21 protein-coding genes and 1 riboswitch are annotated in these 26,126 nt (G+C 56.5%); of the genes, 13 read left to right on the plus strand and 8 right to left on the minus strand.

What is annotated here, in order from left to right:
- Positions 1-4: 4 nt before the first annotated feature.
- The 3 genes from AB8818_RS19410 to ptsP are packed head-to-tail and all read right to left on the minus strand — an operon-like array spanning position 5 to position 4,299.
- Positions 5-1,108, minus strand: coding sequence for a glycerol dehydrogenase (locus AB8818_RS19410; RefSeq protein WP_192984572.1), 1,104 nt, complete (start codon positions 1,106-1,108; stop codon positions 5-7).
- Between the two features lie 12 nt (positions 1,109-1,120).
- Positions 1,121-1,783 carry a fructose-6-phosphate aldolase gene (gene fsa, locus AB8818_RS19415; protein WP_116344050.1) on the minus strand — a complete coding sequence of 221 codons (663 nt, stop codon included), beginning with the start codon at positions 1,781-1,783 and terminating at the stop codon, positions 1,121-1,123.
- A gap of 14 nt (positions 1,784-1,797) precedes the next feature.
- Positions 1,798-4,299, minus strand: coding sequence for a phosphoenolpyruvate--protein phosphotransferase (ptsP, locus tag AB8818_RS19420; protein WP_192984570.1), 2,502 nt, complete (start codon positions 4,297-4,299; stop codon positions 1,798-1,800).
- A gap of 302 nt (positions 4,300-4,601) precedes the next feature.
- Here ptsP and AB8818_RS19425 point away from each other — a divergent pair, with 302 nt between their 5' ends.
- Genes AB8818_RS19425 through AB8818_RS19445 form a run of 5 tightly spaced genes read left to right on the plus strand, consistent with a single transcriptional unit; the run spans position 4,602 to position 9,563 of the window.
- Positions 4,602-5,681 carry a PTS fructose transporter subunit EIIC gene (locus AB8818_RS19425; protein WP_166712618.1) on the plus strand — a complete coding sequence of 360 codons (1,080 nt, stop codon included), beginning with the start codon at positions 4,602-4,604 and terminating at the stop codon, positions 5,679-5,681.
- 14 nt (positions 5,682-5,695) lie between these two features.
- Positions 5,696-6,016, plus strand: a complete 321-nt coding sequence (locus tag AB8818_RS19430; protein WP_163330985.1) for a PTS fructose-like transporter subunit IIB — start codon at positions 5,696-5,698, stop codon at positions 6,014-6,016.
- Positions 6,017-6,068: 52 nt separating this feature from the next.
- Positions 6,069-8,363, plus strand: a complete 2,295-nt coding sequence (locus AB8818_RS19435; protein ID WP_116344054.1) for a formate C-acetyltransferase — start codon at positions 6,069-6,071, stop codon at positions 8,361-8,363.
- Positions 8,329-9,204 (plus strand): [formate-C-acetyltransferase]-activating enzyme, encoded by an 876-nt coding sequence (locus tag AB8818_RS19440; RefSeq protein ID WP_116344055.1) that lies wholly within the window; start codon positions 8,329-8,331, stop codon positions 9,202-9,204. Before AB8818_RS19435 ends, AB8818_RS19440 begins: the two co-directional genes overlap by 35 nt.
- 2 nt (positions 9,205-9,206) lie before the next feature.
- Complete coding sequence (locus AB8818_RS19445) at positions 9,207-9,563, plus strand: PTS fructose-like transporter subunit IIB (RefSeq protein ID WP_116344056.1); 357 nt, start codon at positions 9,207-9,209, stop codon at positions 9,561-9,563.
- Here the strand turns inward: AB8818_RS19445 and AB8818_RS19450 are convergent.
- From AB8818_RS19450 to argE, 3 genes are all read right to left on the minus strand, one after another.
- A complete protein-coding gene (locus AB8818_RS19450; protein WP_116344057.1) occupies positions 9,550-10,398 on the minus strand; it encodes an AraC family transcriptional regulator in 849 nt (282 codons plus the stop codon). The genes AB8818_RS19445 and AB8818_RS19450 overlap by 14 nt on opposite strands.
- Before the next feature lie 93 nt (positions 10,399-10,491).
- The gene (ppc, locus tag AB8818_RS19455; RefSeq protein ID WP_116344058.1) at positions 10,492-13,143 is read right to left on the minus strand and encodes a phosphoenolpyruvate carboxylase; all 2,652 of its coding nucleotides are present in this window, start codon (positions 13,141-13,143) and stop codon (positions 10,492-10,494) included.
- 271 nt (positions 13,144-13,414) lie between these two features.
- Entirely contained in the window at positions 13,415-14,566 is a 1,152-nt protein-coding gene (gene argE / locus AB8818_RS19460; RefSeq protein ID WP_116344059.1) for an acetylornithine deacetylase, read from the minus strand.
- A gap of 88 nt (positions 14,567-14,654) precedes the next feature.
- On the opposite strand from argE, the gene argC reads away from it, so the two are divergent.
- From argC to oxyR, 4 genes are all read left to right on the plus strand, one after another.
- A complete protein-coding gene (argC, locus tag AB8818_RS19465; protein ID WP_192984567.1) occupies positions 14,655-15,659 on the plus strand; it encodes an N-acetyl-gamma-glutamyl-phosphate reductase in 1,005 nt (334 codons plus the stop codon).
- Positions 15,660-15,665: 6 nt separating this feature from the next.
- Complete coding sequence (argB, locus tag AB8818_RS19470; protein ID WP_090420882.1) at positions 15,666-16,442, plus strand: acetylglutamate kinase; 777 nt, start codon at positions 15,666-15,668, stop codon at positions 16,440-16,442.
- 77 nt (positions 16,443-16,519) lie between these two features.
- Positions 16,520-17,893, plus strand: coding sequence for an argininosuccinate lyase (gene argH / locus AB8818_RS19475; protein ID WP_116344060.1), 1,374 nt, complete (start codon positions 16,520-16,522; stop codon positions 17,891-17,893).
- A gap of 325 nt (positions 17,894-18,218) precedes the next feature.
- Complete coding sequence (oxyR, locus tag AB8818_RS19480) at positions 18,219-19,136, plus strand: DNA-binding transcriptional regulator OxyR (RefSeq protein WP_023309664.1); 918 nt, start codon at positions 18,219-18,221, stop codon at positions 19,134-19,136.
- Here the strand turns inward: oxyR and sthA are convergent.
- Positions 19,119-20,519: a Si-specific NAD(P)(+) transhydrogenase gene (sthA, locus tag AB8818_RS19485; RefSeq protein WP_061096478.1), complete on the minus strand. Its 1,401-nt coding sequence runs from the start codon at positions 20,517-20,519 to the stop codon at positions 19,119-19,121. The two genes, oxyR and sthA, sit on opposite strands and share 18 nt — an antisense overlap.
- A 196-nt stretch (positions 20,520-20,715) precedes the next feature.
- Here sthA and fabR point away from each other — a divergent pair, with 196 nt between their 5' ends.
- Both fabR and AB8818_RS19495 read left to right on the plus strand, forming a co-directional pair.
- Positions 20,716-21,354, plus strand: coding sequence for an HTH-type transcriptional repressor FabR (gene fabR, locus AB8818_RS19490; protein WP_008501784.1), 639 nt, complete (start codon positions 20,716-20,718; stop codon positions 21,352-21,354).
- Between the two features lie 9 nt (positions 21,355-21,363).
- Positions 21,364-21,723 (plus strand): YijD family membrane protein, encoded by a 360-nt coding sequence (locus AB8818_RS19495; RefSeq protein WP_008501783.1) that lies wholly within the window; start codon positions 21,364-21,366, stop codon positions 21,721-21,723.
- Positions 21,724-21,813: 90 nt separating this feature from the next.
- On the opposite strand, the gene trmA is transcribed toward AB8818_RS19495, so the two are convergent.
- Positions 21,814-22,914: a tRNA (uridine(54)-C5)-methyltransferase TrmA gene (trmA, locus tag AB8818_RS19500; protein WP_192984565.1), complete on the minus strand. Its 1,101-nt coding sequence runs from the start codon at positions 22,912-22,914 to the stop codon at positions 21,814-21,816.
- Between the two features lie 104 nt (positions 22,915-23,018).
- A riboswitch (cobalamin riboswitch) is annotated at positions 23,019-23,195 on the plus strand.
- Positions 23,196-23,260: 65 nt separating this feature from the next.
- Here trmA and btuB point away from each other — a divergent pair.
- Together btuB and murI are read left to right on the plus strand one after the other, a co-directional pair.
- Complete coding sequence (gene btuB / locus AB8818_RS19505) at positions 23,261-25,108, plus strand: TonB-dependent vitamin B12 receptor BtuB (RefSeq protein WP_192984563.1); 1,848 nt, start codon at positions 23,261-23,263, stop codon at positions 25,106-25,108.
- Positions 25,053-25,904 (plus strand): glutamate racemase, encoded by an 852-nt coding sequence (murI, locus tag AB8818_RS19510; protein ID WP_116344063.1) that lies wholly within the window; start codon positions 25,053-25,055, stop codon positions 25,902-25,904. The genes btuB and murI overlap by 56 nt, the downstream gene beginning before the upstream one ends.
- Positions 25,905-26,126 lie beyond the last annotated feature (222 nt).

Genomic DNA, 26,126 nt, shown 5'->3' on the forward strand with positions numbered 1-26,126 from the left:
TTTATTACTCCCACTCCCGCAGGAACCGCTGTCCATACTGGTCAGCCACCAGCAGCGCCGCGTAAACCTGATCCGGGGTCACGCCGCCCGGCATGTTGTGAATGGTCTCCCCTTCGGCACAGGACGCTTCCGCGATCAGACGCATTTTGGCCGGAATATCCTCTTTGATATTCAGCTGTGCCAGCGTGATCGGCAACCCCACGCTGTGGCAAAGCGCGGCGACGGTCTCTATTTCTTCAACCGGGGCGTTCTCCAGCACCAGCTGCGTCAGCGTGCCAAACGCCACTTTTTCACCGTGATAGAAGTGATGCGCATCCGGCACTGCCGTCATGCCGTTGTGAATGGCGTGTGCCGCCGCCAGCCCGCCGCTTTCAAAGCCCACGCCGCTGAGATAGGTGTTGGCTTCGATAATGCGTTCCAGCGCTGGCGTTACCACGTGCTGTTCCGCAGCCAGCATTGCTTTCTCACCCTCTTCAACCAGCGTGTTGTAGCACAGCTCGGCCAGCGCTAACGCCGCCTGGGTGCACTTGCCGCCCGCCATGGTGGTTGCGCCGCTGCGCGAGCAGGCGCGTGCTTCAAACCAGGTCGCGAGCGCATCGCCTATCCCGGCGGCCAGCAGGCGCGCAGGCGCACCCGCCACCACTTTGGTGTCGACAATGACCATATTCGGGTTGTGCGGCAACATCAGGTAGCGATCGAACTCGCCGCTGTCGGTGTAAATGACGGAAAGGGCGCTGCACGGCGCATCGGTAGAGGCAATGGTCGGCGCAATGGCCACCGGCACGTCCATGAAATGCGCCAGCGCTTTGGCGGTATCCAGCGTTTTACCGCCGCCGATGCCCAGCACCGCGAGACAGTCGGCACTGTCTGCCAGCTTTTTCAGGCGATCGATTTCATTTTGCGAACATTCGCCGCCAAACGGCGCGATTTCAGCGTGCAGTTCGGCTTTTTTGAAACTCTGACGTAGGGTCTCTTCAGCAAAACCCAGCACAAATTTATCTCCGACCACCAGCCAGCGATTGGCCAGGGGTTTCAGATAGTCACCGAGGCGAGTAAGCACTTCAGCGCCCTGAATATATTTCCCCGGCGATTGAATAATACGGTCCATAACGTTTCTCCCTTAGAGGTTGAGGTTACCAAACGCGTTTTTCCAGTCCTGCTCGAACTTCTCTATGGCTGACTCTACCGCCGGGGTGCCGAGCATTTGTTGCGCTACGTCTAAGGGAAGCGTGATTGCCTCGCACCCGGCAAGCAGGCAGTCCAGCGCCTGACGTGGCGTTTTAAAGCTGGCAGCCAGCACCCTGCTTTCCGGCGCGTGCATTTCCATCAAGGATTGCAGCTCCTGGACCATGCGAATACCGTCGCCGCCCTGTGCGTCGACACGGTTTACATAGGGGGCCACATATTTCGCGCCTGCCAGCGCGGCCAGCAAACCCTGTGCGGCGCTATAAACGGCAGTGCCCAGCGTGGTAATGCCCTCTTTTTGCAGCGCCTTAATCGCGGTAAGGCCCTCAGCCGTGACAGGGATTTTCACCACGATGTCCGGGATGGCGTTACTCAGGCGTTTGGCCTCCGCCACCATGCCTTCGGCGTCGCGGCTCATGGTTTGAGCAAACAGCGTGCCTTCCGGTCCAATGGCTTTTTGCAGACGCGGCAGCACGTCCCAGATGGATTCGCAGCTGGCGGCAATGATGCTCGGATTTGTGGTGACGCCCGCTATGGGAAAAATGCGCGCCAGGCGTTCTACTTCCGCCACGTTGGCGGTATCCAGGTACAGTTCCATTACTCTTCCTCGTTTCAGAGTTCTAATTCGTGTTGTAGCAGGGAGGCGATAGCCTCTTCTGAGCTGGCGTTGACCAGCGCGCTGCGGAAATCGTCATGCATGATGCGGCGGGCCAGGCGGGAGAAAATACGCATATGCTGATCGCCCGCGGCGTGTTTGTTCAGCGTCAGCATGATGATGAATTGTGCTTCTTCATCTCCCCACATGACGGGGGATTTCAGGCGTGCAACGCTGATGGTGGATTGCTCAATATGCTCCGATTTGCTGTGTGGAATGGCGAAACCAAAACCCAGCCCGGTGGAGAAGACCGCCTCGCGTGCCCACAGATCGGCTTCCAGCTTGCGCGGATAGCGGCAACGCCCGGCGAGCAGCAAGTTATCAGTCATCCCTTTCATGACCTCTTCTTTGCTATTCCAGTCGTTATCCAGAGAGATGCAGCGTGGCGTCACCAGCGGCGTATCCTGCTGATTCATGCGGAACTGGGCGAGCAGATGCTCCACTTCGAGCGATGTACGACACGCCATAGCCTGGTTCAGTAGCTGGCGACAGGCGCGGCTATCAAGCTGGGCCAGGCGCGCTTTGGTAGCGGGAATGGCAGGTGAGCCCATGCTGAGCTCGTCCAGACCAAGACCTACCAGTAGCGGCAGCACTGACCCTTTCGCGCCCAGTTCACCGCAGAGGCCAATCCATTTCCCCTGGCGATGCACTGCCTGCACCGCGTAATCCAGCGCGCGCAGGAAGGCCGGATTCAGGCTGTTGTAGTGGCGCGTGACTTTGGCGTTGTCGCGGTCGACGGCCAGCAGATACTGCGTCAGGTCATTGCTGCCAATACTAAAGAAATCAATCTCTTCGCAGCACTGATCGATGATGAACATCACCGAAGGCACTTCCAGCATAATGCCGAACGGGATTTTCTCATCAAACGGAATATGTTCATTGCGAAGCTGTTGTTTCGCTTCGGCAAGTTTCTCTTTGACCCACAGGATCTCTTCCATCGAGGAGATCATCGGGATCATGATCTTCAGATTGCCGTGAGCAGAGGCGCGCAGGATCGCCCGAAGCTGGGTGGTGAAAAGGGTTGCATACTCTTCATATATGCGCACGGCGCGGTAACCGAGGAACGGATTGTTCTCTGCCGGAATATTCAGATACTCCACCGGCTTATCACCGCCAATATCCATGGTGCGTACAATAATGCTCCGCCCGTTTGCGATCTCCAGCGCCTGACAGAAGATGTTGTATAGCTCGTTTTCGCCGGGCGCGCTGGTGCGATCCATATAAAGCATTTCAGTGCGGAACAGGCCCACGCCCTCGGCGCCGTTGCCAAATGCCCCCTGGGCTTCCACCGCGTGGGCGATGTTCGCGGCAATCTCTATGCGCAGACCGTCGGCCGTTCTGGCTTCACGATCGAGCCAGATGCGCTGCTGCTCGCGTATCGCCTGTTGTACCCGCGCTTCTTGTTGGTAGTAGCGCGTCACCGCATCGCTGGCATTGACTACGACCGCACCGGCATTGCCATCCACAAAGACAGACTGATTGCGCCATTGCAGCAGGCTTTCACCGTCGACGCCCACCAGCGTCGGGATATTAAAGGAGCGCGCGAGGATCACGGTGTGCGAGGTGGTTCCGCCGCTTTTTAACAGCAACCCTTTGAGCATGGTTTTATCCAGTTCCAGGAACTGGCCGGGAGTGAGGTCGTCAGCAAGGCAGACGGTCGGTTGCGTCAGCTGCCCCGGAGACGGGAAACAAGCTTCACCGTAGATATGCTGTAAAAGCTGATAGCAGACGTCGCGCACGTCCAGCACGCGTTCCTGCAAATATGCGCTGCTGGAACGAGAGAACGTCTCGCAGAAATGGTTGGCCGTGGCGATGATGGCCTGGGCGCAGCTTAAGCCCCGGTTGACCCCTGACAGGAGATGCTGGCGCAGCGAGGTATCTGTAGCCAGCGAGCGGTGGGCTTCAAGAATGGCGCTGGCGGTGCTGTCGCCTTCCAGCGCGTGCAGCTCAATGTGTTTGACCAGCAGCGTCAGACCGGTATCCAGCACCGATTGCTCAGCTTCCACGTTTTGTGCTTCGGGTAAATCGGTCAGGGCGTTGAGATCCAGCGAGGTCAGTACCGTCAGGATGCCCTGCCCACTGCCGCTGCATACCGGAGTGGCGCGAAAAAGCGTCGGGTTCAGGCGTGTCAGTGATTCTGGTAAGGGCTCCAGTTCCGTGCTGATAACTCCTTCAAGCGGTGCGTCACAGTGCGTGAACTCCTCTCTCAGCCACTGCTCCAGCCGCTGATGGGCATGTTGCTCATCTTCACCGCAGATTGCCAGACGGCAGGGATCGCCTGCCAGCGTATCGGTACCAATCAATGCCAGCGCGCTTTTGGCATCGCCTTTACGGTCCGTACGCAGGTTATGCCACTCGATTTGCGAGACAAACGTATTGCACAGCGTTTCCACATGACTTGCCGGACGCGCGTGAACACCGTTGGGCAATTCACAGGTAAATTCCACTACCAGAGCCATACACACTCCTGAAACCAATCGTCAATGATGCGAAAGAGCATACGAGCGTGAGGATGAGGCACGCCATGTGACAAAACTGCCAAAAGCTGGACAAATGTAATGTGACGCTAAAAATGAGATTTCACTCACAGGTTCTGACGTTTTGCGTAATGCATCGCCGGTGTGAAATGTCGAGGCGGATCGCATTTTTATTTCGATATTACAAAAATCCAGTAAATGGCCTTTTTGTCTCCTGTCCGCCGTCTTTCTGATTGCCTATTGTTTGCCACAACATCTTTATGGTTTTAGGCCTGGAGCGACATATGAAAGCGTTGGTGCACATTCTCAAGAACACGCGGCAGCATCTGATGACCGGGGTGTCGCATATGATCCCGTTCGTGGTCTCGGGCGGCATTCTGCTGGCGGTTTCAGTAATGCTATACGGCAAGGGCGCGGTACCGGATGCCGCAACCGATCCCAATCTGAAAAAGCTCTTTGATATTGGTGTGGCGGGTTTAACGCTGATGGTGCCCTTCCTGGCGGCTTACATTGGCTACTCGATTGCAGAACGCGCCGCGCTGGCTCCCTGTGCCATTGCCGCCTGGGTGGGCAACAGCTTTGGCGCGGGGTTCTTCGGCGCGATTATCGCCGGGATTTTCGGTGGAATTATCGTCTGGTACCTGAAAAAACTGCCGGTCCCGAAAGTGCTGCGTTCCGTCATGCCTATCTTCATCATCCCGATTATCGGCACCTTTATTACCGCGGGCATCATGATGTGGGGTCTTGGCGAGCCTGTAGGCGCGCTGACCACCAGCCTCACTCAGTGGCTGCAAGGCATGCAGCAGGGCAGCATCGTGGTACTTGCCATCATTCTCGGCCTTATGCTGGCGTTCGATATGGGCGGCCCGGTTAACAAAGTGGCGTATGCCTTCATGCTGATTTGCGTTGCGCAGGGCGTCTATACCGTCGTTGCGATTGCCGCCGCGGCTATTTGCATACCGCCGCTGGGGTTAGGCCTGGCAACGTTAGTCGGCCGCAAGAATTTTTCCGATGAAGAACGTGAAGCGGGGAAAGCGGCGCTGGTGATGGGCTGTGTTGGCGTCACCGAAGGGGCAATTCCGTTTGCCGCTGCTGACCCTCTGCGCGTGATTCCTTCAATCATGCTGGGTTCCGCGTGTGGTGCGGTCACGGCTGCCGTGATGGGCGCGCAATGCTATGCCGGTTGGGGTGGGTTGATTGTGCTTCCCGTGGTGGACGGCAAGCTCGGCTATATCGCGGCAGTTGCTGTGGGCGCAGTGGTAACGGCAATCAGCGTCAACGTGCTGAAGCGTATTGCCCGTAAGAATACAAAACAGGTCGAGGAAAAAGAGGATGACCTGGATCTGGATTTCGAAATTAACTGAGTGAGGAAGAGAACATGGCCCGAATTATCGCAGTAACAGCATGTCCGTCTGGCGTTGCCCATACCTATATGGCTGCTGAAGCGCTGGAAAGCGCCGCAAAAGCGAAAGGCTGGGAAGTGAAAGTAGAAACACAGGGATCGATCGGTCTTGAGAATGAGCTGACGGCAGAAGACGTTGCCGCCGCGGATGTGGTGATCCTGACCAAGGATATTGGCATTAAATTTGAAGAGCGTTTTGCCGGAAAAACCATCGTACGCGTCAATATCAGCGACGCGGTAAAACGTGCCGACGCCATCATGAACAAAATTGATGCCCACCTGGCACAAACCGCCTGATGCTCTCCCGCCCTTCGGGGCGGGCTCGTTTTACCGTTACAGGAGTTCCCTCATGACGAATCGTACCCAGCGTTTGAAAGACGCTCTTTTTGCCAGCCCGCGTGAAATCTCGCTTGAGCGTGCTTTGCTCTATACCGCCAGCCACCAGCAGACGGAAGGTGAGCCGGTGATTATCCGGCGCGCGAAAGCGACGGCGTACATACTCGACCATGTAAAAATCGCGATTCGTGATGAGGAGCTGATTGCCGGGAACCGCACCGTTAAACCGCGTGCAGGCATTATGTCTCCGGAGATGGATCCGTACTGGCTGCTTAAGGAGCTGGATCAGTTTGCCACACGTCCGCAGGACCGCTTTGAAATCAGCGATGAGGATAAGCAGACCTACCGTGACGTGCTGTACCCCTACTGGGAAAACCGGTCAATGAAGGATTTCATCAACAGCCAGATGACAGATGAGGTGAAAACCGCGGTAGGGACGCAGATTTTCAGCATCAACCAGACGGATAAAGGGCAGGGGCATATCATTATTGATTATCCACGCCTGCTTAATAACGGCCTGGGTGTGCTGGTGGAGGAACTGCGTGAACACTGCGCCCGCGATCCCCATAACACTTTCTATGCAGCGGCACTGATCCTGCTTGAGGCTTCCCAGCGCCATATTTTGCGCTACGCGGCGCTGGCTGAAGAGCTGGCCTGGGTCAGCGATGTGCCGCGGCGAGAGGAACTGCTGACAATTGCCGACATCTCGCGGCACAACGCACAGCAGAAGCCACAGACGTTCTGGCAGGCGTGTCAGCTTTTCTGGTACATGAACATCATTTTGCAGTACGAATCCAACGCCAGTTCGCTCTCTATCGGGCGCTTTGACCAGTACATGCTGCCGTTTTATCAGGCCTCGCTCTCACAAGGCGATGAGCCCGCGTTCCTGAAAGAGATTCTTGAGTCGCTGTGGGTGAAGTGCAATGACGTCGTGCTTTTACGCTCGACCAGCAGCGCCCGCTATTTCGCCGGGTTCCCGACCGGGTATACCGCACTGTTAGGCGGCCTGACGGAAAGCGGCCGTAGTGCGGTAAACGTGCTCTCCTTCCTGTGCCTGGATGCCTACCAAAGCGTTCAGCTTCCTCAGCCGAACCTCGGCGTGCGGGTGAATGAACTTATCGACCAGCCTTTCCTGCTTAAAACCGCAGAGACCATTCGCCTGGGCACCGGCATTCCGCAGATCTTTAACGATGAAGTGGTGGTGCCTGCCTTCCTCAATCGCGGCGTGTCGCTGGAGGACGCGCGCGACTACGCTGTCGTCGGCTGTGTTGAGCTGTCGATTCCGGGTAAAACCTACGGTCTGCACGATATTGCCATGTTTAACCTGCTGAAGGTGATGGAAATCGCGATGCACGAGAACGAAGGCAACGCAGGGCTGAGTTATGAAGGCTTGCTGGAGAATATTCGCGCCAAAATTAATCACTACATTGCGCTGATGGTTGAGGGGAGCAATATCTGCGATATCGGCCATCGTGATTGGGCTCCGGTGCCGTTGCTCTCTTCTTTTATCAGCGATTGCCTGGCATCTGGGAAAGACATTACCGACGGCGGGGCGCGCTATAACTTCTCTGGTGTACAAGGGATCGGAATAGCCAACCTGAGCGATTCACTGCATGCCCTGAAAGGGCTGGTCTTTGAACAGCAACGCTTAAGTTTTGATGAGCTCTTAGCCGTGTTAAAAGCGAACTTTGCCACCCCGGAGGGCGAAAAAGTGCGAGCAAGGCTGATCAATCGCTTCGAAAAATACGGCAATGATATCGATGATGTCGACAACATCAGCGCTGAACTGCTGCGCCACTACTGCAAAGAGGTCGAAAAATACCGTAACCCGCGCGGCGGGCAATTTACGCCGGGGTCTTATACCGTATCGGCACACGTGCCGTTGGGGGCGGTTGTGGGGGCAACACCGGATGGACGCTTTGCCGGTGAGCAACTGGCGGACGGCGGGCTTTCACCGATGCTTGGGCAAGATATGCAGGGCCCAACCGCGGTACTCAAATCGGTGAGTAAGCTGGATAACTATCTGTTATCTAACGGTACGCTATTAAACGTTAAATTCACACCGGCGACGCTGGAAGGCGACACAGGGCTGCAAAAGTTGGCAGATTTCCTGCGTGCGTTCACGCAGCTTAAGTTGCAACACATCCAGTTCAACGTGGTGAACGCGGAAACCCTGCGTGAAGCGCAGCGGCGTCCACAGGATTTTGCTGGGCTGGTGGTGCGCGTTGCCGGATACAGCGCCTTCTTTGTTGAGCTGTCGAAGGAGATCCAGGATGACATTATCCGCCGCACCGCGCATCAGCTGTGACGTCGTTGAAACACGCGCCGACGTGGCGCGTATTTTCAATATTCAGCGCTATTCGTTAAACGACGGGGCGGGTATTCGCACGGTGGTCTTTTTTAAAGGCTGCCCTCACCGCTGCCCGTGGTGTGCCAACCCGGAGTCGATCTCCCCAAAAATTGAGACGGTTCGCCGGGAGAGTAAATGTTTGCGCTGCACGCCCTGCCTGCGTGATGCGGACGAATGTCCTTCCGGTGCGTTTGAGCGCATCGGACGCGACGTGACGCTGGACGAGCTTGAACGCGAGGTGATGAAAGACGATGTTTTCTTCCGCTCTTCGGGTGGCGGAGTGACGCTGTCGGGCGGGGAAGTATTGATGCAGGCACCTTTTGCGACGCAGCTGCTTGCGCGTTTGCGCCGTTACGGTATACGCACCGCCATTGAGACGGCGGGAGATGCGCCCCTGTCACGATTGCTACCGCTGACACGACAGTGCGATGAAGTACTGTTTGACCTGAAGATTATGGATCCAGAGCAGGCGCGTTCGGTGACGGCGGTGAATCTGCCAAGAGTGCTGGATAACATTAAGCAACTGGTGGCGGAAGGCATAAACGTCATCCCCCGCGTACCGCTTATTCCTGGCTATACGCTGACGGAAACCAACATGGCGCGCGTGCTGGCATTTTTGCTGCCTACAGGGATACGTCAGCTGCATTTATTACCGTTTCACGCGTATGGCGAACCAAAATACCGCCTGCTTGGGCAACAATGGGTGATGCGGGAGGTGATACCTCCGACAACTGACGAAGTTGCAGTCTTTCGCCGTATGGCGGAACGTAAAGGGTTTCATGTCACCGTGGGAGGTTGAAAATGACAGTAACGGCAGTGCGTCATCTGGTGGCGGTAACCGCATGCGTGAGCGGCGTGGCGCATACTTACATGGCCGCAGAACGGCTGGAGCGGATTTGCCAGCAGGAGAAATGGTCAGCCCGCATTGAGACTCAGGGGGCGTTAGGCATTGAAAGTGAATTGACGGAGGACGATATCCGGCGCGCTGATGTCGTATTGCTTATTACGGATATTGAGCTGGCGGGCAGCGAGCGATTTGAATCCTGCCGCTATGTGAAGTGCGGGATTAATGCTTTCCTGCGCGATCCGCACAAGGTCATGGCTGCAGTACGTAAAATGGTATCCGCGCCGCAGCATACTCAGGTCATTCTGGACTGACCGCTTTCCCTGTCAGTTGGCTGTGATACTGGCGACGGTACTCTGACGGCGAACGTTCCGTATTTTTACGGAATAAGCGGCAGAAGTAATTACTGTCGACAAACCCGCAGGCATGCGCCACCTCCTTCACCTTTAAATCATACCCTTTCAGCAACTGACGCGCGTGCTCCAGCCGGGTGTGAGTCAGGTATTCATTAAAACCTACCGCGCCTGTTTTCTGGAAAAGATGCGATAAATAGTTCGGAGAGATATAAAACGCCTGGGCGACGGATTCCCGGGTTAGCGGGGTCGCATAATGTTCATCAATATAAACGCGAATGGCTTCAAACAGAGCCTGGCTACGTGAGGCGGTCTGGATCTGACTACCCAGCAAATCGACGCAATGGCTAAGTAGGCTGGCGATGATCAGGCGTGCGGTTTGCTGCTCGTGCGGCTGCATCTGCATTTCATGAAGCGTCTGTAGCAGGAAGGAGCCAATGCGGGGGCCACGGCGAGCAACGTGCTGCTTTGCCAGGTTACGCACTTCAACACCATCCCAGTGCAAAAGGCTAAACCCAAGCTGCTGTTTGCCAAACAGGATGCTCAACGTCGTCGCGGGTGTTTGCCATTGTGGATCGTTCCAGCCGCCAGCCGGGACGTATAAAACATCACCCTGCTGTAAAACGGAAGCTGCCTGGTCTTTCACCGAACCGTCGAGCACGATTTCCAGACGTGGGAAATCAACTTTTAAGGCAAGGTCGGGTGCGGAGATGGCTGGGTTTGCAAAATGCACCTGACGCAGCGTCGTTGTGCCGTTGATCAGGTCAGTCAGGATGTGGGTAATGTCGTGGTGCATGGTGGATACCAGGGTATTGCCGGGTGGCGCTAACGCTTACCCGGCCTACTTAACGTAGGCCCGTGCAAGCGCAGCGCTGCCGGGCATAAAGCATTAGCCGGTGTTACGCATACCTGCCGCAACGCCTGCAATCGTCACCATCAACGCCTGTTCGACGCGCGGATCCGGCTCTTTACCTTCTTCTTCCGCCAGACGCGAACGGTGCAGCAGCTCTGCCTGCAGAACGTTCAGCGGGTCGGTGTAGATGTTACGCAGCTGAATAGACTCGGCAATCCACGGCAGGTCCGCCATCAGATGCGAGTCGTTGGCGATATCCAGCACCACTTTGATGTCGCCTTCCAGCAGCTCGCGCAGCTCTTTACCCAGCGCCCACAGTTCCGGTTTCACCAGACGCTGGTCGTAGTATTCCGCCAGCCACAGGTCCGCTTTCGAGAAGACCATCTCCAGCATGCCCAGACGGGTAGAGAAGAACGGCCAGTCGCGGCACATGGTTTCCAGTTCGTTCTGTTTGCCGTCTTCCACCACTTTTTGCAGCGCGGCACCGGCACCCAGCCAGGCGGGCAGCATCAGGCGGTTCTGCGTCCAGGCGAAGATCCATGGAATGGCGCGCAGAGATTCGACGCCGCCGGTCGGGCGACGCTTCGCAGGACGCGAGCCCAGCGGCAGTTTACCCAGCTCCTGCTCAGGCGTGGCCGAGCGGAAGTAAGGGACGAAATCTTTGTTTTCACGCACGTAGCCGCGGTACAGATCGCAGGAGATGTCAGACAGCTCGTCCATGATATGACACCAGGACGCTTTTGGCTCCGGCGGCGGCAGCAGGTTGGCTTCCAGGATCGCGCTGGTGTAGAGCGACAGGCTGCTGATGGTCACTTCCGGCAGGCCGTACTTGAAGCGGATCATCTCGCCCTGCTCGGTGACGCGCAGGCCGCCTTTCAGGCTTCCCGGCGGCTGTGACAGCAATGCCGCGTGAGCAGGCGCGCCGCCGCGGCCAATGGAGCCGCCACGTCCGTGGAACAAGGTCAGCTCAATACCGGCTTTCTCGCAGGTTTTGATCAGCGCGTCCTGCGCCTGATACTGCGCCCAGGATGCCGCCATCACGCCCGCATCTTTTGCGGAGTCGGAATAGCCAATCATCACCATCTGTTTGCCCTGAATAAAGCCGCGGTACCAGTCGATATTCAGCAACTGAGTCATGACGTCGTTGGCGTTATTCAGGTCGTCGAGGGTCTCAAACAGTGGGGCGACCGGCAGGGCGTAGTCGATACCCGCTTCTTTCAGCAGAAGGTGTACGCCCAGCACGTCGGACGGGGTCTTCGCCATGGAGATCACGTAGGCGGCCACCGATCCTTTCGGTGCATCAACGATCGCTTTGCAGGTGTTGAGCACTTCGCGGGTTTCGTTGCTTGGCTCCCAGCTGCGCGGCAGCAGAGGGCGCTTGGAGTTCAGCTCGCGGATCAGGAAGGCCTGTTTGTCGGCTTCGGACCAGCTTTCATAGTCGCCGATGCCGAGATAGCGGGTCAGCTCGCCCAGGGCTTCGGTATGGCGGGTACTTTCCTGACGCACGTCGATACGCACCAGCGGCACGCCGAAACACTTCACGCGGCGCAGGGTGTCGAGCAGTTCGCCGTTGGCGATGATGCCCATCCCGCAGGCCTGCAGCGATTTATAACAGGCGTAGAGCGGCTCCCAGAGCTGCTCGTTCTGGCTCAGCAGGCCTTCCGGCTTCGGCAGGCGCTGGCCTTTAAGGCGCGCTTCCAGCCAGGCTTGGGTGGCCATCAGCTGCCCACGCAGTTTTTTCATCAGGAAACGGTACGGCTCGCTGGCACCCTCTTCCCCGGCCAGCGCGCGCAGTTCCGGCGTTGCTTCCACCATCGACAGCTCGGAGATCAGCACCTGAATGTCTTTCAGGAACAGGTCGGTCGCTTTCCAGCGGCTCAGCAGCAGGACGTGACGGGTGATTTCCGCGGTCACGTTCGGGTTACCGTCGCGGTCGCCGCCCATCCAGGAGGTGAAGCGCACCGGAACAAAGTCGACCGGCAGGCGGTAGCCAAGGTTTGCTTCCAGCTGTTCGTTCAGCTCGCGCAGGTAGTTAGGCACCCCTTCCCACAGACTGTTCTCTACCACCGCAAAGCCCCATTTGGCTTCGTCGACCGGGCTTGGGCGATGCTTACGAATTTCATCGGTGTGCCAGGACTGAGCAATCAGCTGGCGCAGACGTCGCATCAGCTGGTTGCGTTCGTAGTCGGCAATGTCTTTGTTATCCAACTGCTTGAGGCAGTTGTTCACCTCCACCATCTTGTGGATCAGTGTACGACGGGTAATTTCGGTTGGGTGTGCGGTCAGGACCAGCTCCAGCGAAAGGGACTCCACCGCTTTTTTGATGGTGGCTTCGTTAAGGTCTGGCTGGTCTTTCAGTTTACGAAGGGTGCGGGCAATGACTTCCGGGTTGCTGGCCGCTTCGCCGTTTGGCGAAATGCTGTGGTATTGCTCAGCGGTGTTGGCCAGGTTCAGGAACTGGCTGAATGCGCGTGCAACGGGCAGCAGCTCATCGTTAGAGAGGTTCTGCAAGGTGGTGAGCAGCTCCTGACGACTGGCCTCGTTACCGGCACGGGAAGATTTAGATAGCTTGCGGATGGTTTCAACGCGGTCGAGGATGTTCTCCCCCAACGCATCTTTGATGGTATCTCCAAGCACTTTGCCGAGCATACTGACATTACTACGCAACGCGGAATATTGTTCGTTCATAAAAACCCAGTCACCCCATCATTTTTGTTTATGCCCAGGCGAAAATCTTCTGGACATTATTTTGTCATCTCCCTTTATAAAGCCACGTAAAACCCCCGTCGTCAATTGCTGCGAAAACGGTTCAGCAAACGAATAAATGCGGGCAATTTACGAAATTTAATTCGCATTGCGTCAGATAAGAGATGCTTATGGAAATGTGACAGAGATCATGCGATTTGTTGCCCTCACCCTAACCCTCTCCCAAAGGGAGAGGGGACTCTTCGGTGCGGTTTTAATGCCAGCAGAAGTGATGCACAACCTGGGTAATCAGTTCGCGGGTCGGCTTGATGAAGCGAGTTTCCAGATATTCATCCGGCTGGTGGGCCTGGTTAATGGAGCCAGGGCCAAGGACCAGCGTCGGGCACAGCGTCTGAATAAACGGCGCTTCGGTGCAGTAGTTCACCACGTCGGTTTTCTCACCGAGCAGCTTTTCCACGACTTCAACAAGCTGATGGTCCGGCGGGCATTCGTAACCCGGGATCGGCGGATGCAGTTCGGAGACCGTCAGACGGCCAGGCCAGCGCTCGCTTACCGGAGCCAGCGCTTCGTTCAGCAGGCCGTCGAGATCGCTCAGGGTCATTCCCGGCAGCGGGCGGATGTCCATATGCAGTTCGCAGCAGGCGCAGATACGGTTCGAGGCATCGCCGCCGTGCAGGCTGCCCAGGTTCAGGGTCGGGTACGGCACGGTGAACGCCTCGTAGTGATAACGTTCTTTCAGATCGTCGCGCAGGGTCATGATGCGGCCGATGGCATCATGCATCAGCTCAATGGCGTTCACGCCGCGCGCCGGATCGCTGGAGTGGCCGGACTGGCCCAGCACGCGCACGGCGGTAGAAATATGACCTTTGTGCGCGCGGATAGGCTGCAGAGAGGTTGGCTCGCCGATGATCGCGCAATCCGGGCGAATCGACGTGTTTTCAGAGAAGTAGCGCGCGCCCGCCATGCTGGTTTCTTCATCGGCGGTCGCCAGAATGTAGAGCGGTTTTTTCAGCTTCGTCACGTCTACGTCACGCAGCGCGTCGAGGATAAAGGCGAAGAAGCCTTTCATGTCGGCGGTGCCCAGACCGTAGAGCTTGTTGTCGTGCTCGGTCAGGGTAAACGGATCGCGCGTCCAGCGGCCATCGTCAAACGGTACGGTGTCAGTATGACCGGCCAGCAGCAGGCCGCCCGCACCGTTTCCGGTGCTGGCGAGCAGGTTAAATTTGTGGCGTGTTCCGGGGACGGGCTGAACCTCAACGTTAAACCCAAGATCGCTAAACCAACCCGCCAGCAGATTGATTAAAGACTCATTGCTCTGATCCAGCGCTTCTTCCGTTGCGCTGATGGACGGAGTGGCAATCAGGGCGCGGTAGATCTCGATAAATGGCGGTAAGTTCATTTTCATTGTTGACACACCTTAGGTCGTGATAGTATCAATATTCATGCAATAAATGTGAATAAAAATACATTAACGTTGAGCATAAAGGAACCCGATGTTGAATACGCTGATTGTAGGCGCTAGCGGTTATGCGGGCGCAGAGCTTGTAAGCTACGTGAATCGCCATCCACATATGACCATAACCGCTTTGACCGTGTCAGCGCAAAGCAATGATGCAGGAAAGTTAATTTCCGATTTGCATCCACAGCTTAAGGGCATTGTCGATCTGCCTTTGCAGCCCATGTCTGACATCAGCGAGTTTACCGACGGCGTTGACGTGGTCTTTTTAGCCACAGCGCACGAGGTCAGTCACGACCTGGCACCGCAGTTTCTGGCTGCCGGCTGCGTGGTGTTCGACCTCTCCGGCGCGTTCCGCGTTAACGACGGCGCGTTCTATGAAAAATATTACGGTTTCACCCACCAGCATCCGGATCTGCTTGAAAAAGCGGTGTACGGCCTGGCGGAGTGGAGCGCAGACAAGCTAAAGGAAGCGGACCTGATTGCCGTGCCGGGCTGCTACCCGACGGCGGCGCAGCTTTCCCTGAAGCCGATGATCGACGCGGGTCTGCTGGATCTGAGCCAGTGGCCGGTGATCAACGCCACCAGCGGCGTGAGCGGAGCAGGTCGCAAGGCCGCTATCTCAAACAGCTTCTGCGAAGTGAGCCTTCAGCCGTATGGCGTGTTTAATCACCGTCATCACCCTGAAATCACGACGCATCTGGGCGCCGAGGTGATTTTCACCCCGCACCTGGGCAGCTTCCCGCGTGGGATCCTCGAAACTATCACCTGCCGCCTGAAGCCTGGCGTGACCAAAGAGCAGGTGAACGAGGCCTTCACCCAGGCGTATGCGGATAAACCGCTGGTGCGACTTTACGACAAAGGCGTTCCGGCGCTGAAAAACGTGGTTGGTCTGCCGTTCTGCGACATCGGCTTTGCTGTGCAGGGCGAGCATCTCATCGTTGTCGCCGCAGAAGATAACTTACTCAAAGGCGCTGCCGCACAGGCAATGCAGTGTGCAAATATTCGTTTCGGCTTCCCTGAAACGCAGGCTCTTATTTAAGGTGTGATGATGAACCCATTAATTATCAAACTCGGTGGTGTACTGCTGGACAGCGAAGAAGCGCTGGAGCGTCTGTTTACCGCGCTGGTGAACTATCGCGAATCCCACCAGCGTCCGCTGGTGATTGTGCACGGCGGCGGCTGCGTGGTGGATGAGCTGATGAAAGGTCTCAACCTGCCGGTGAAAAAGAAGAACGGCCTGCGCGTGACGCCTGCTGACCAGATCGACATCATTACCGGCGCACTGGCGGGTACGGCGAACAAAACGCTGCTGGCGTGGGCGAAGAAACACCACATCGCGTCCGTGGGCCTCTATCTGGGCGATGGCGACAGCGTAAAAGTGACCCAGCTCGACGAAGAGCTCGGCCACGTTGGACTGGCGCAGCCAGGTTCGCCTAAGCTGATTAACACGCTGCTGGAAGGGGGGTTCCTGCCAGTGGTGAGCTCTATCGGCGTGACCGAAGAGGGCGAGCTGATGAACGTTAACGCGGACCAGGCGGCAACCGCGCTGGCGGCAACGCTGGGCGCGGACCTGATCCTGCTCTCCGACGTGAGCGGCATTCTGGACGGTAAAGGCCAGCGCATTGCGGAAATGACGGCTGAGAAAGCCGAGCAGCTGATTGCTCAGGGCATTATTACCGACGGCATGATCGTCAAAGTGAACGCCGCGCTGGATGCCGCACGTACGCTGGGCCGCCCGGTGGATATCGCCTCCTGGCGTCACGCGGAGCAGCTCCCGGCACTGTTTAACGGCACGCCGATTGGCACGCGTATTTTAGCGTAATCGATTTAATGTTTTGTAGGCCCGGTAAGCACAGCGCCACCGGGCAATGAAATTCAAAGATATTAAGGAAGCATGTTATGGCACTTTGGGGTGGGCGTTTTACACAGGCAGCGGATCAGCGGTTCAAACAGTTCAACGACTCTTTGCGCTTCGACTACCGCCTGGCCGAACAGGATATCGTCGGCTCTGTGGCCTGGTCCAAAGCGCTGGTGACCGTTGGCGTGCTGACCGCAGACGAGCAGCAGCAGCTGGAAGAGGCGCTGAACAACCTGCTGGAAGAGGTGCGTCTGGATCCGCAGCAAATCCTGCAGAGCGATGCCGAAGATATTCACAGCTGGGTGGAAGGCAAGCTGATCGACAAAGTTGGCCAGTTGGGTAAAAAGCTGCACACTGGCCGCAGCCGTAACGACCAGGTCGCGACCGATCTGAAGCTGTGGTGTAAAGAGACCGTTGGCGAACTGCTGGCGGCCAACCGTCAGCTGCAGAGCGCGCTGGTGGAGACCGCGCAGAACAACCAGGACGCGGTGATGCCGGGTTATACCCACCTGCAGCGCGCGCAGCCGGTGACTTTTGCGCACTGGTGTCTGGCCTACGTTGAGATGCTGGCGCGTGACGAAAGCCGTCTGCAGGATACCCTGAAGCGTCTGGACGTCAGCCCGCTGGGCAGCGGCGCGCTGGCCGGTACGGCGTATGAAATCGACCGTGAGCAGCTGGCAGGCTGGCTGGGCTTTGCCTCCGCCACCCGTAACAGCCTGGATAGCGTCTCCGACCGCGACCACGTGCTGGAGCTGCTCTCCAATGCGTCTATCGGAATGGTGCACCTGTCGCGCTTTGCCGAGGATCTGATCTTCTTTAACTCTGGCGAAGCGGGTTTCGTTGAACTGTCCGACCGCGTGACCTCAGGCTCATCCCTGATGCCGCAGAAGAAAAACCCGGACGCGCTTGAGCTGATCCGCGGCAAGTGTGGCCGCGTGCAGGGTGCGCTGACCGGCATGATGATGACCCTGAAAGGGCTGCCGTTGGCGTACAACAAAGACATGCAGGAAGACAAAGAAGGGCTGTTCGACGCGCTCGACACCTGGCTGGACTGTCTGCATATGGGCGCGCTGGTGCTGGACGGCATTCAGGTGAAACGTCCGCGCTGCCAGGATGCGGCGCAGCAGGGCTATGCCAACTCTACCGAGCTGGCGGACTACCTTGTCGCGAAAGGCGTACCGTTCCGTGAAGCGCACCATATTGTGGGTGAAGCGGTAGTGGAAGCCATTCGTCAGGGTAAACCGCTGGAAGATCTGGCGCTGGCCGATCTGCAGAAGTTCAGCGCGGTTATCGGGGATGATGTGTATCCGATTCTGGCGCTGCAGTCTTGCCTGGATAAGCGTGCTGCAAAAGGCGGCGTGTCGCCGAAGCAGGTGGAGCAGGCGATTGCGGATGCGAAAAACCGGTTGGTTTGAACCGTGCGGGCTGGTGCCCTCACCCCGGCCCTCTCCCACAAGGAGAGGGAGCAAACACTAAAAATGGCAACTTCGGTTGCCATTTTGCTTTTACCTCGGGCTTTTTTACGCAAAAAAAAGCGGACCACGGGGTCCGCAAAAGTTCACGTTGGCTTTAGTTGTTCGAGTTTTGAGAGAAACTCGATGACGGTGCGGGGACGTCAAGGGTCAAACACGGGCCGCCTCGTCTATGTGGTGTATTATTCAACAGAATGCTTGATAGGGATAATCGTTCATTGCTATGCTATCTATCGCCATGAACTATCGTGGCGACGGAGGATGAATAATGAATATTCGTGATCTTGAATACCTGGTAGCGTTAGCCGAGCATCGTCACTTTCGCCGCGCGGCAGATTCCTGCCACGTCAGCCAGCCGACGCTGAGCGGCCAGATCCGCAAGCTGGAAGACGAGCTGGGCGTGATGCTGCTGGAGCGCACCAGCCGTAAGGTGCTGTTCACCCAGGCCGGTCTGCTGCTGGTGGATCAGGCGCGCACCGTGCTGCGCGAGGTCAAAGTGCTCAAGGAAATGGCAAGCCAGCAGGGGGAGGCGATGTCCGGCCCGCTGCATATTGGCCTGATCCCAACCGTTGGCCCGTACCTGTTGCCGCACATCATTCCGATGCTGCACCAGACGTTCCCGAAACTCGAAATGTACCTGCATGAAGCGCAAACCCATCAGCTGCTGGCGCAGCTGGACAGCGGCAAGCTCGACTGCGCCATTCTGGCGCTGGTAAAAGAGAGTGAAGCCTTTATCGAAGTGCCGCTGTTCGATGAGCCGATGATGCTGGCGATCTATGAAGATCACCCATGGGCGAACCGCGATCGCGTACCGATGGCCGATCTGGCCGGGGAAAAGCTGCTGATGCTGGAAGACGGCCACTGTCTGCGCGATCAGGCGATGGGCTTCTGCTTCGAAGCGGGTGCCGATGAAGATACCCATTTCCGCGCAACCAGCCTGGAAACGCTGCGTAATATGGTGGCGGCGGGAAGCGGTATTACGCTGCTGCCTGCGCTGGCCGTGCCGCGCGAGCGTAAGCGTGATGGCGTGGTGTACCTGCCGTGCATTAAGCCGGAACCGCGTCGCACTATTGGTCTGGTGTATCGTCCGGGTTCACCGCTGCGCAGCCGCTATGAGCAGCTGGCAGAGGCCATCCGTGGTTCGATGGATGGCCATTTCGACAGCGCGTTAAAACAGGCGGTTTAAGCCGTTCAGCGCGGCTACCCGATAGGCTTCCGCCATGGTCGGGTAGTTAAAGGTGGTGTTAACGAAGTATTCGATGGTGTTACCACCGCCTTTCTGCTCCATTATCGCCTGGCCGATATGAATGATTTCCGCCGCGCGTTCACCAAAGCAGTGAATCCCGAGGATCTCTTTCGTCTCGCGGTGGAACAGGATCTTCAGCGTTCCCACGCTCATCCCCACGATTTGCGCCCGCGCCAGATGTTTAAACTGCGCACGACCCACCTCGTAAGGCACCTTCATTGACGTCAGCTGCTGCTCGGTTTTCCCCACGGAACTGATTTCCGGGATGGTGTAGATACCCGTCGGGATATCTTCAATCAGGTGCGCCGTTGCTTCACCCTTCACCAGCGCCTGAGCGGCAATGCGGCCCTGATCGTAAGCGGCGGATGCCAGGCTCGGGTAGCCGATCACGTCGCCGACCGCGTAAACGTGCGGCAGCGCGGTCTGGTACATGCTGTTGACCTTCAGCTGGCCGCGGCTGTCGGTCTCAAGCCCGATATTTTCCAGCCGCAATGAATCGGTATTGCCGGTACGGCCGTTGGCGTACAGCAGGCAGTCTGCCTTCAGCTTTTTACCAGACTTCAGGTGCATGATCACGCCGTCATCGCAGCCTTCGATCTTCTCGTACTCTTCGTTGTGGCGAATCACCACGCCGCTGTTCCAGAAGTGGTAGGAGAGGGAGTCTGACATCTCCTGATCGAGGAACGCCAGCAGGCGATCCCGGGTGTTGATCAGGTCTACTTTCACATCCATTCCGCGGAAGATCGACGCATATTCGCAGCCGATGACCCCTGCGCCATAGATAATGACGTGGCGGGGTTCATGGTGCAGGCTCAGAATCGAGTCGCTGTCGTAGACGCGCGGGTGCGAGAAGTCGACGTCGGCCGGATGGTAAGGGCGTGAACCACAGGCGATAACAAATTTTTCAGCGGTGATTGTCTCAACCGATCCGTCGTGGCATTCGAGTGCCAGGGTATGTTCATCCACAAAATGCGCGTTGCCCTGCAGAATTTCACAGTGGTTACGCTCATAAAAGCCCTGACGCATGCGCGTCTGCTGGTTAATGACGGTATCCGCGTGATTCAGGATGTCGGCAAAGGAGGAACGAAGAAGTCGGGAGTGGTCGCTGTAAAGAGGGTTCTGGTTAAATTCGATGATGCGGCTAACGGCGTGGCGGAGGGCTTTCGAAGGGATGGTGCCCCAGTGGGTGCAACCGCCGCCGACATTATGGTAGCGCTCAATGACCGCTACTCTGGCTCCCTGTTTCACCAGACCCATAGCAGCACCTTCGCCGCCGGGGCCGGAACCAATAACTATTGCGTCGTAATCGTAGGAATGTGGCATGGTAAGGCTTACCTGTTCTTATACATAAAAGCAACAGAATCATAACATCATTACCAGGGTAACCCAATTATCGTTGTGCTTTTTTCCGGCAGTGGAGCACAAACCGCACGTAAACAATCATTCACAAAGCTGGGCAAACAGATTAATTTTATTCTCTGGTATAGTGCCATCAGGCCTTTGGAAGGATTCAACTATTGTGATGGGCGTAAGAGCACAACAAAAAGAGAAAACCCGGCGTTCGCTGGTGGAAGCCGCATTCAGTCAACTGAGTGCTGAGCGGAGTTTTGCCAGTTTGAGCCTGCGCGAAGTCGCTCGCGAGGCCGGGATTGCGCCAACGTCCTTCTATCGTCACTTTCGTGACGTGGATGAACTGGGCCTGACCATGGTCGACGAGAGCGGACTCATGCTGCGCCAGCTGATGCGCCAGGCGCGTCAGCGTATCGCCAAAGGAGGCAGCGTGATCCGTACCTCCGTGTCGACCTTTATGGAATTTATCGGCAATAACCCCAACGCGTTTCGTCTGCTTCTGCGCGAACGTTCGGGCACATCGGCTGCGTTTCGTGCCGCCGTCGCGCGGGAAATTCAGCACTTCATCGCGGAACTTGCCGATTATCTTGAACTCGAAAACCATATGCCGCGTGCGTTTACCGAAGCACAGGCCGAAGCGATGGTGACGATTGTATTCAGCGCGGGTGCCGAAGCGCTGGATGTCAGCATTGAACAACGCAAGCAGCTCGAAGAGCGACTGGTACTGCAGCTCAGGATGATCTCCAAAGGCGCGTATTACTGGTATCGCCGTGAACAAGAGAAACTGGCACATCAAACCGAAGAGTGAAGGTGAGTAATGAAACAGTCAGGTCAGGATAAAGGGACGCTGTTGCTGGCATTGATCGCTGGCTTATCCATTAATGGCACGTTTGCCGCTATTTTTAGCTCAATCGTTCCATTTTCGATTTTCCCGCTTATTGCGCTGGTGCTGACGGTTTACTGCCTGCATCAACGTTACCTGAACCGCACCATGCCGGTGGGGTTACCGGGGCTGGCCGCCGCCTGCTTTATTCTGGGCGTATTGCTGTATAGCACCGTGGTTCGCGCGGAGTATCCGGATATCGGCTCTAACTTCTTCCCTGCGGTACTGTCTGTGGCGCTGGTGTTCTGGATTGGCTCGCGCATGCGTAGCCGTAAGAGCCAACTGCCGGAGTAAAGGGTTTTGTCATTGTAGGCCGGATAAGCGAAGCGCCATCCGGCTTTTTTGGCAGGTGGCGCTTCACTTACCTACCCTACAAGGCCCACATTACTTTGCCGTGAGCAGTACGCCGCACTCCATATGGTGCGTATACGGGAACTGATCGAACAGCGCCACACGTTCAACCTTGTGCGTCTGGCTTAATGTTTCCAGGTTTTTGCACAGCGTCTCCGGGTTGCAGGAGATGTACAGAATGCGCGGGTACGCCTGCACCATCTTTTCAGTTTCGCTGTCCAGGCCGCTGCGTGGAGGGTCGACAAAAATCGTCTCACACTGGTAGCTCTTGAGATCGATCCCTTCCAGGCGGTTAAACGCCCGCACGCCATTCATGGCCTGCGTGAACTCTTCTGCGGCCATACGAATGATTTGCACGTTGTCGATATGGTTGGCGGCAATGTTGTACTGCGCGGCGGCCACCGACGGTTTGGCGATTTCGGTTGCCAGGACGCGATCGAAGTTACGCGCCAGCGCCAGCGAGAAGTTGCCGTTACCGCAGTACAGCTCAAGCAGGTCGCCCTTAGACCCTTCCGTCGCCTTCAGCGCCCACTCCAGCATTTGCACGTTCATCGCCGCGTTCGGCTGGGTGAAGCTGTTCTCCACCTGACGGTAAATCATCTCTTTACCCGCCACCGGCAGACGTTCGTCGACGTAATCCTGATCCAGCATGATTTTGGTTTTGGTCGCGCGGCCAATCAGGTGCACGTTGATGTTCTGCGCGCGCAGCGCATCGCGCAGGGCTTCGGCCTGCTCGCGCCATTCGTCGGTCAGCGCTTTGTGGTACAGCAGAGAGACAATCGCCTGATTGCTTTGCGTGGTCAGATAGTCAATCTGGAACAGCTTGTGGCGCAGCACCGGATTGTTGCGCACGCCTTCAATTATCAGCGTCATCAACTGGTTGATGAGCTCGCTCGCTGCCGGGAAGCTGTCCACGCGAATGCGGGATTTGGTCTGCTGATCGAAAATGATGTGATACAGGTCGTCGCCGTCGTGCCAGATGCGGAACTCGGCGCGCATGCGGTAGTGGCTGACAGGGGAGCGGAACACCTCGGGAACGGGCGCGTTGAAAGGCGTCATCATACTTTGCAGGCGGACAACTTTCTCTGCAAGCTGCGCGTCGTACTGTTCTGTCGGGAGGTGTTCGGGGGTCATGATGCGTCCTGAATGATAAAGAATTACGCGGGGATTGTAGGGATTGTGCAGTGGATGTCCAGATTTAATGGCCAATAGCTGTCTGGACATCTATACGTGTCTAATTGTAGCATTCTGTTTCCGGTCTCCTGAGAGTGAAAAGGGAATCCAGTGAAAATCTGGAGCTGACGCGCAGCGGTAAAGACTGGCGGGATGAGAGCTGTAGACACTGTGAAAATGGGAAGTCTTCATCCGTATAACGCCACCCAGCCCGAAGACCTGCCGGGATCACGTCGCATTTGGTTTCATCATCGCGTGCTATAGATGAGGCCTGCGGCATCCTTCTTATATTGTGGATGCTTTAACAATGATTAAAAAAGTATCGCTGTTGACGGCGCTGTCCGTCACGGCATTTTCGGGCTGGGCGCAGGATAGCGCTGACTCGTTGGTGGTGACGGCAAATCGTTTTGAACAACCTGAAAAAACTATTCTGGCAGCAACCTCGGTGGTGACGCGTGCCGATATTGACCGCTGGCAGTCAACCTCGGTGCTGGACGTTATGCGTCGCCTGCCTGGCGTGGATACGGCGCAAAATGGCGGGATGGGGCAACTCTCTTCTCTCTTTATTCGTGGCACCAACTCCAGCCACGTGCTGATTCTCGTTGACGGGGTCCGCCTTAACCAGGCGGGCGTCACGGGGTCGTCCGATCTCAGCCAGTTCCCAATCTCCCTGGTGCAGCGTATCGAATATGTTCGTGGACCGCGTTCGGCGGTGTACGGTTCTGACGCAATTGGCGGTGTAGTCAACATTATTACCACCCGCGCGAAGGATGGTACGACGCTGAATGCCGGCGTAGGCTCGCACGGCTATCAGAATTATGGCGGCAGTACCCAGCAAACGCTGGGCGACAGCACGCGCGTCACGCTTGCGGGTGATTACACTTATACCAAAGGTTTTGATGTGGTTGCGGACGGCAACAATGGCGGCCTTGCCCAGACCGATCGCGACGGCTTTATGAATAAAACGCTCTACGGCGCACTGGATCACGCATTCTCAGACCAGTGGAGCGGATTTGTTCGCGGCTTTGGCTACAGCAACCGTACGGCCTACGACGGTTACTACAGTTCATTTACCCCTGACGTACTGGTCGATACCCGCCAGCTCTATAGCCAGACCTGGGACGCAGGATTACGCTTCAACGGTGACATCTTCCATTCACAGCTGCTCACCAGCTATAGCCATAGCAAGGACTATAACTACGATCCAAATTTGGGCCGTTACGATTCAACGGCCACACTGGATGAAATCAAACAGTACAACGTTCAGTGGCTCAACTCCGTTGATGTGGGCCACGGGAACATTGGCGCGGGCGTTGACTGGCAGAAGCAGAGCACCGAGCCGGGTACAAACTACGTTACCAACGGCTACGACCTGCGTAATACCGGCGTCTACCTGACCGGACTGCAGCAGCTGGGTGATTTCACCCTGGAAGGGGCGGTTCGTAGCGATGACAACTCGCAGTTTGGTCGCCACGGCACCTGGCAAAGCAGTGCAGCGTGGGAGTTCGTGGACGGTTACCGCTTCATTGCTTCTTATGGCACGGCCTATAAAGCACCGAATCTGGGGCAACTCTATGGCTTCTATGGCAATGACCATCTTGATCCAGAAGAGAGCAAGCAGTGGGAAGGGGCGTTTGAAGGCCTGACGGCAGGCGTGAGCTGGCGCGTGTCCGGCTATCGTAATGACGTTGAAAATCTCATCGACTTCAATAATAACCTTCAGCAGTATTACAACGTCGGCAAAGCACGCATTAAGGGTGTGGAGGCGACAGCTTCATTTGATACGGGTCCGTTGACGCATACCGTTGGCTACGACTATGTGGATGCCCGCAATGCAGCGACCAACGAACTTCTGGACCGTCGTGCTAAGCAGCAGGTGAAATATCAGCTCGATACGCAGATCTATGATTTCGACTGGAGCCTGACGTATCACTATCTCGGCACGCGTTACGACACTAATTTTGGTTCGTATCCGTCAGAGAAAGTGAAAATGGGCGGTGTGAGCCTTTGGGATGTCGCAGTTTCATATCCTGTCACCTCACATCTCACAGTTCGTGGTAAAATAGCCAACCTGTTCGATAAAGATTACGAGACAGTTTATGGCTACCAAACTGCAGGACGGGAATACACCTTGTCTGGCAGCTACACCTTCTAATCCGCGTCCCACCGTGCTGGTGTTTGATTCCGGCGTCGGTGGGCTTTCGGTCTATGATGAGATTCGGCATCTCCTGCCGGATCTCCATTACATCTACGCCTTCGATAACGTCGCTTTCCCGTATGGGGAAAAGAGTGAAGACTTTATCGTTGAGCGTGTGGTTGAAATCGTCACCGCGGTACAAAAACGCTATCCCCTTTCGCTGGCGGTCATTGCCTGTAATACGGCGAGCACCGTTTCTCTTCCCGCCCTTCGTGAAAAATTCCAGTTCCCGGTTGTGGGCGTTGTTCCTGCCATAAAGCCTGCCGCGCGCCTCACGGCTAACGGCATCGTAGGGTTACTGGCCACGCGTGGCACGGTGAAGCGTCCTTATACCCGCGAGCTGATCGACCGTTTTGCTAACGAATGCCAGATTGCAATGCTTGGCTCCGCAGAGCTGGTGGAGATGGCGGAAGCGAAACTGCACGGCGAGACGGTATCGCTTGAAGAGCTGCGTCGTATTCTACGTCCGTGGCTGCGTATGCCCGAACCACCGGATACGGTTGTGCTGGGCTGCACCCACTTTCCGCTATTGCAGGAAGAGCTATTAGAAGTGCTTCCGGAGGGAACGCGGCTGGTGGATTCCGGTGCGGCAATCGCCCGTCGTACGGCCTGGCTGCTGGAGCATGAAGCGCCGGATGCGAAATCTACCGATGCGAATATCGCGTTTTGCATGGCCATTACGAAAGAGACTGAGCAACTTTTACCCGTTTTACGCCGTTATGGCTTTGAAACGCTCGAAAAACTGGCGCTGTAGCACGGTTTTGAGCAAAAAAGAGACGGTTGAAAGTTTTTTTTTAAAGAGGGGTTGTCAACGTCTGAGAACTCCCTATAATGCGCCTCCACTGACACGGAACAACGGCTTGCAAGCCGCCGGGTTAGCGGAGTTCAGAGATGAACGCCAACAGAGAAAAGTGAAAATAATCGCTTGACTCTGAATGAGGAAAACGTAATATACGGGACCTCGCAACGGTGAGCT

Source organism: Enterobacter sp. KB-280D8, from assembly GCF_041399405.1.
GTDB lineage: Bacteria > Pseudomonadota > Gammaproteobacteria > Enterobacterales > Enterobacteriaceae > Enterobacter > Enterobacter cloacae_N.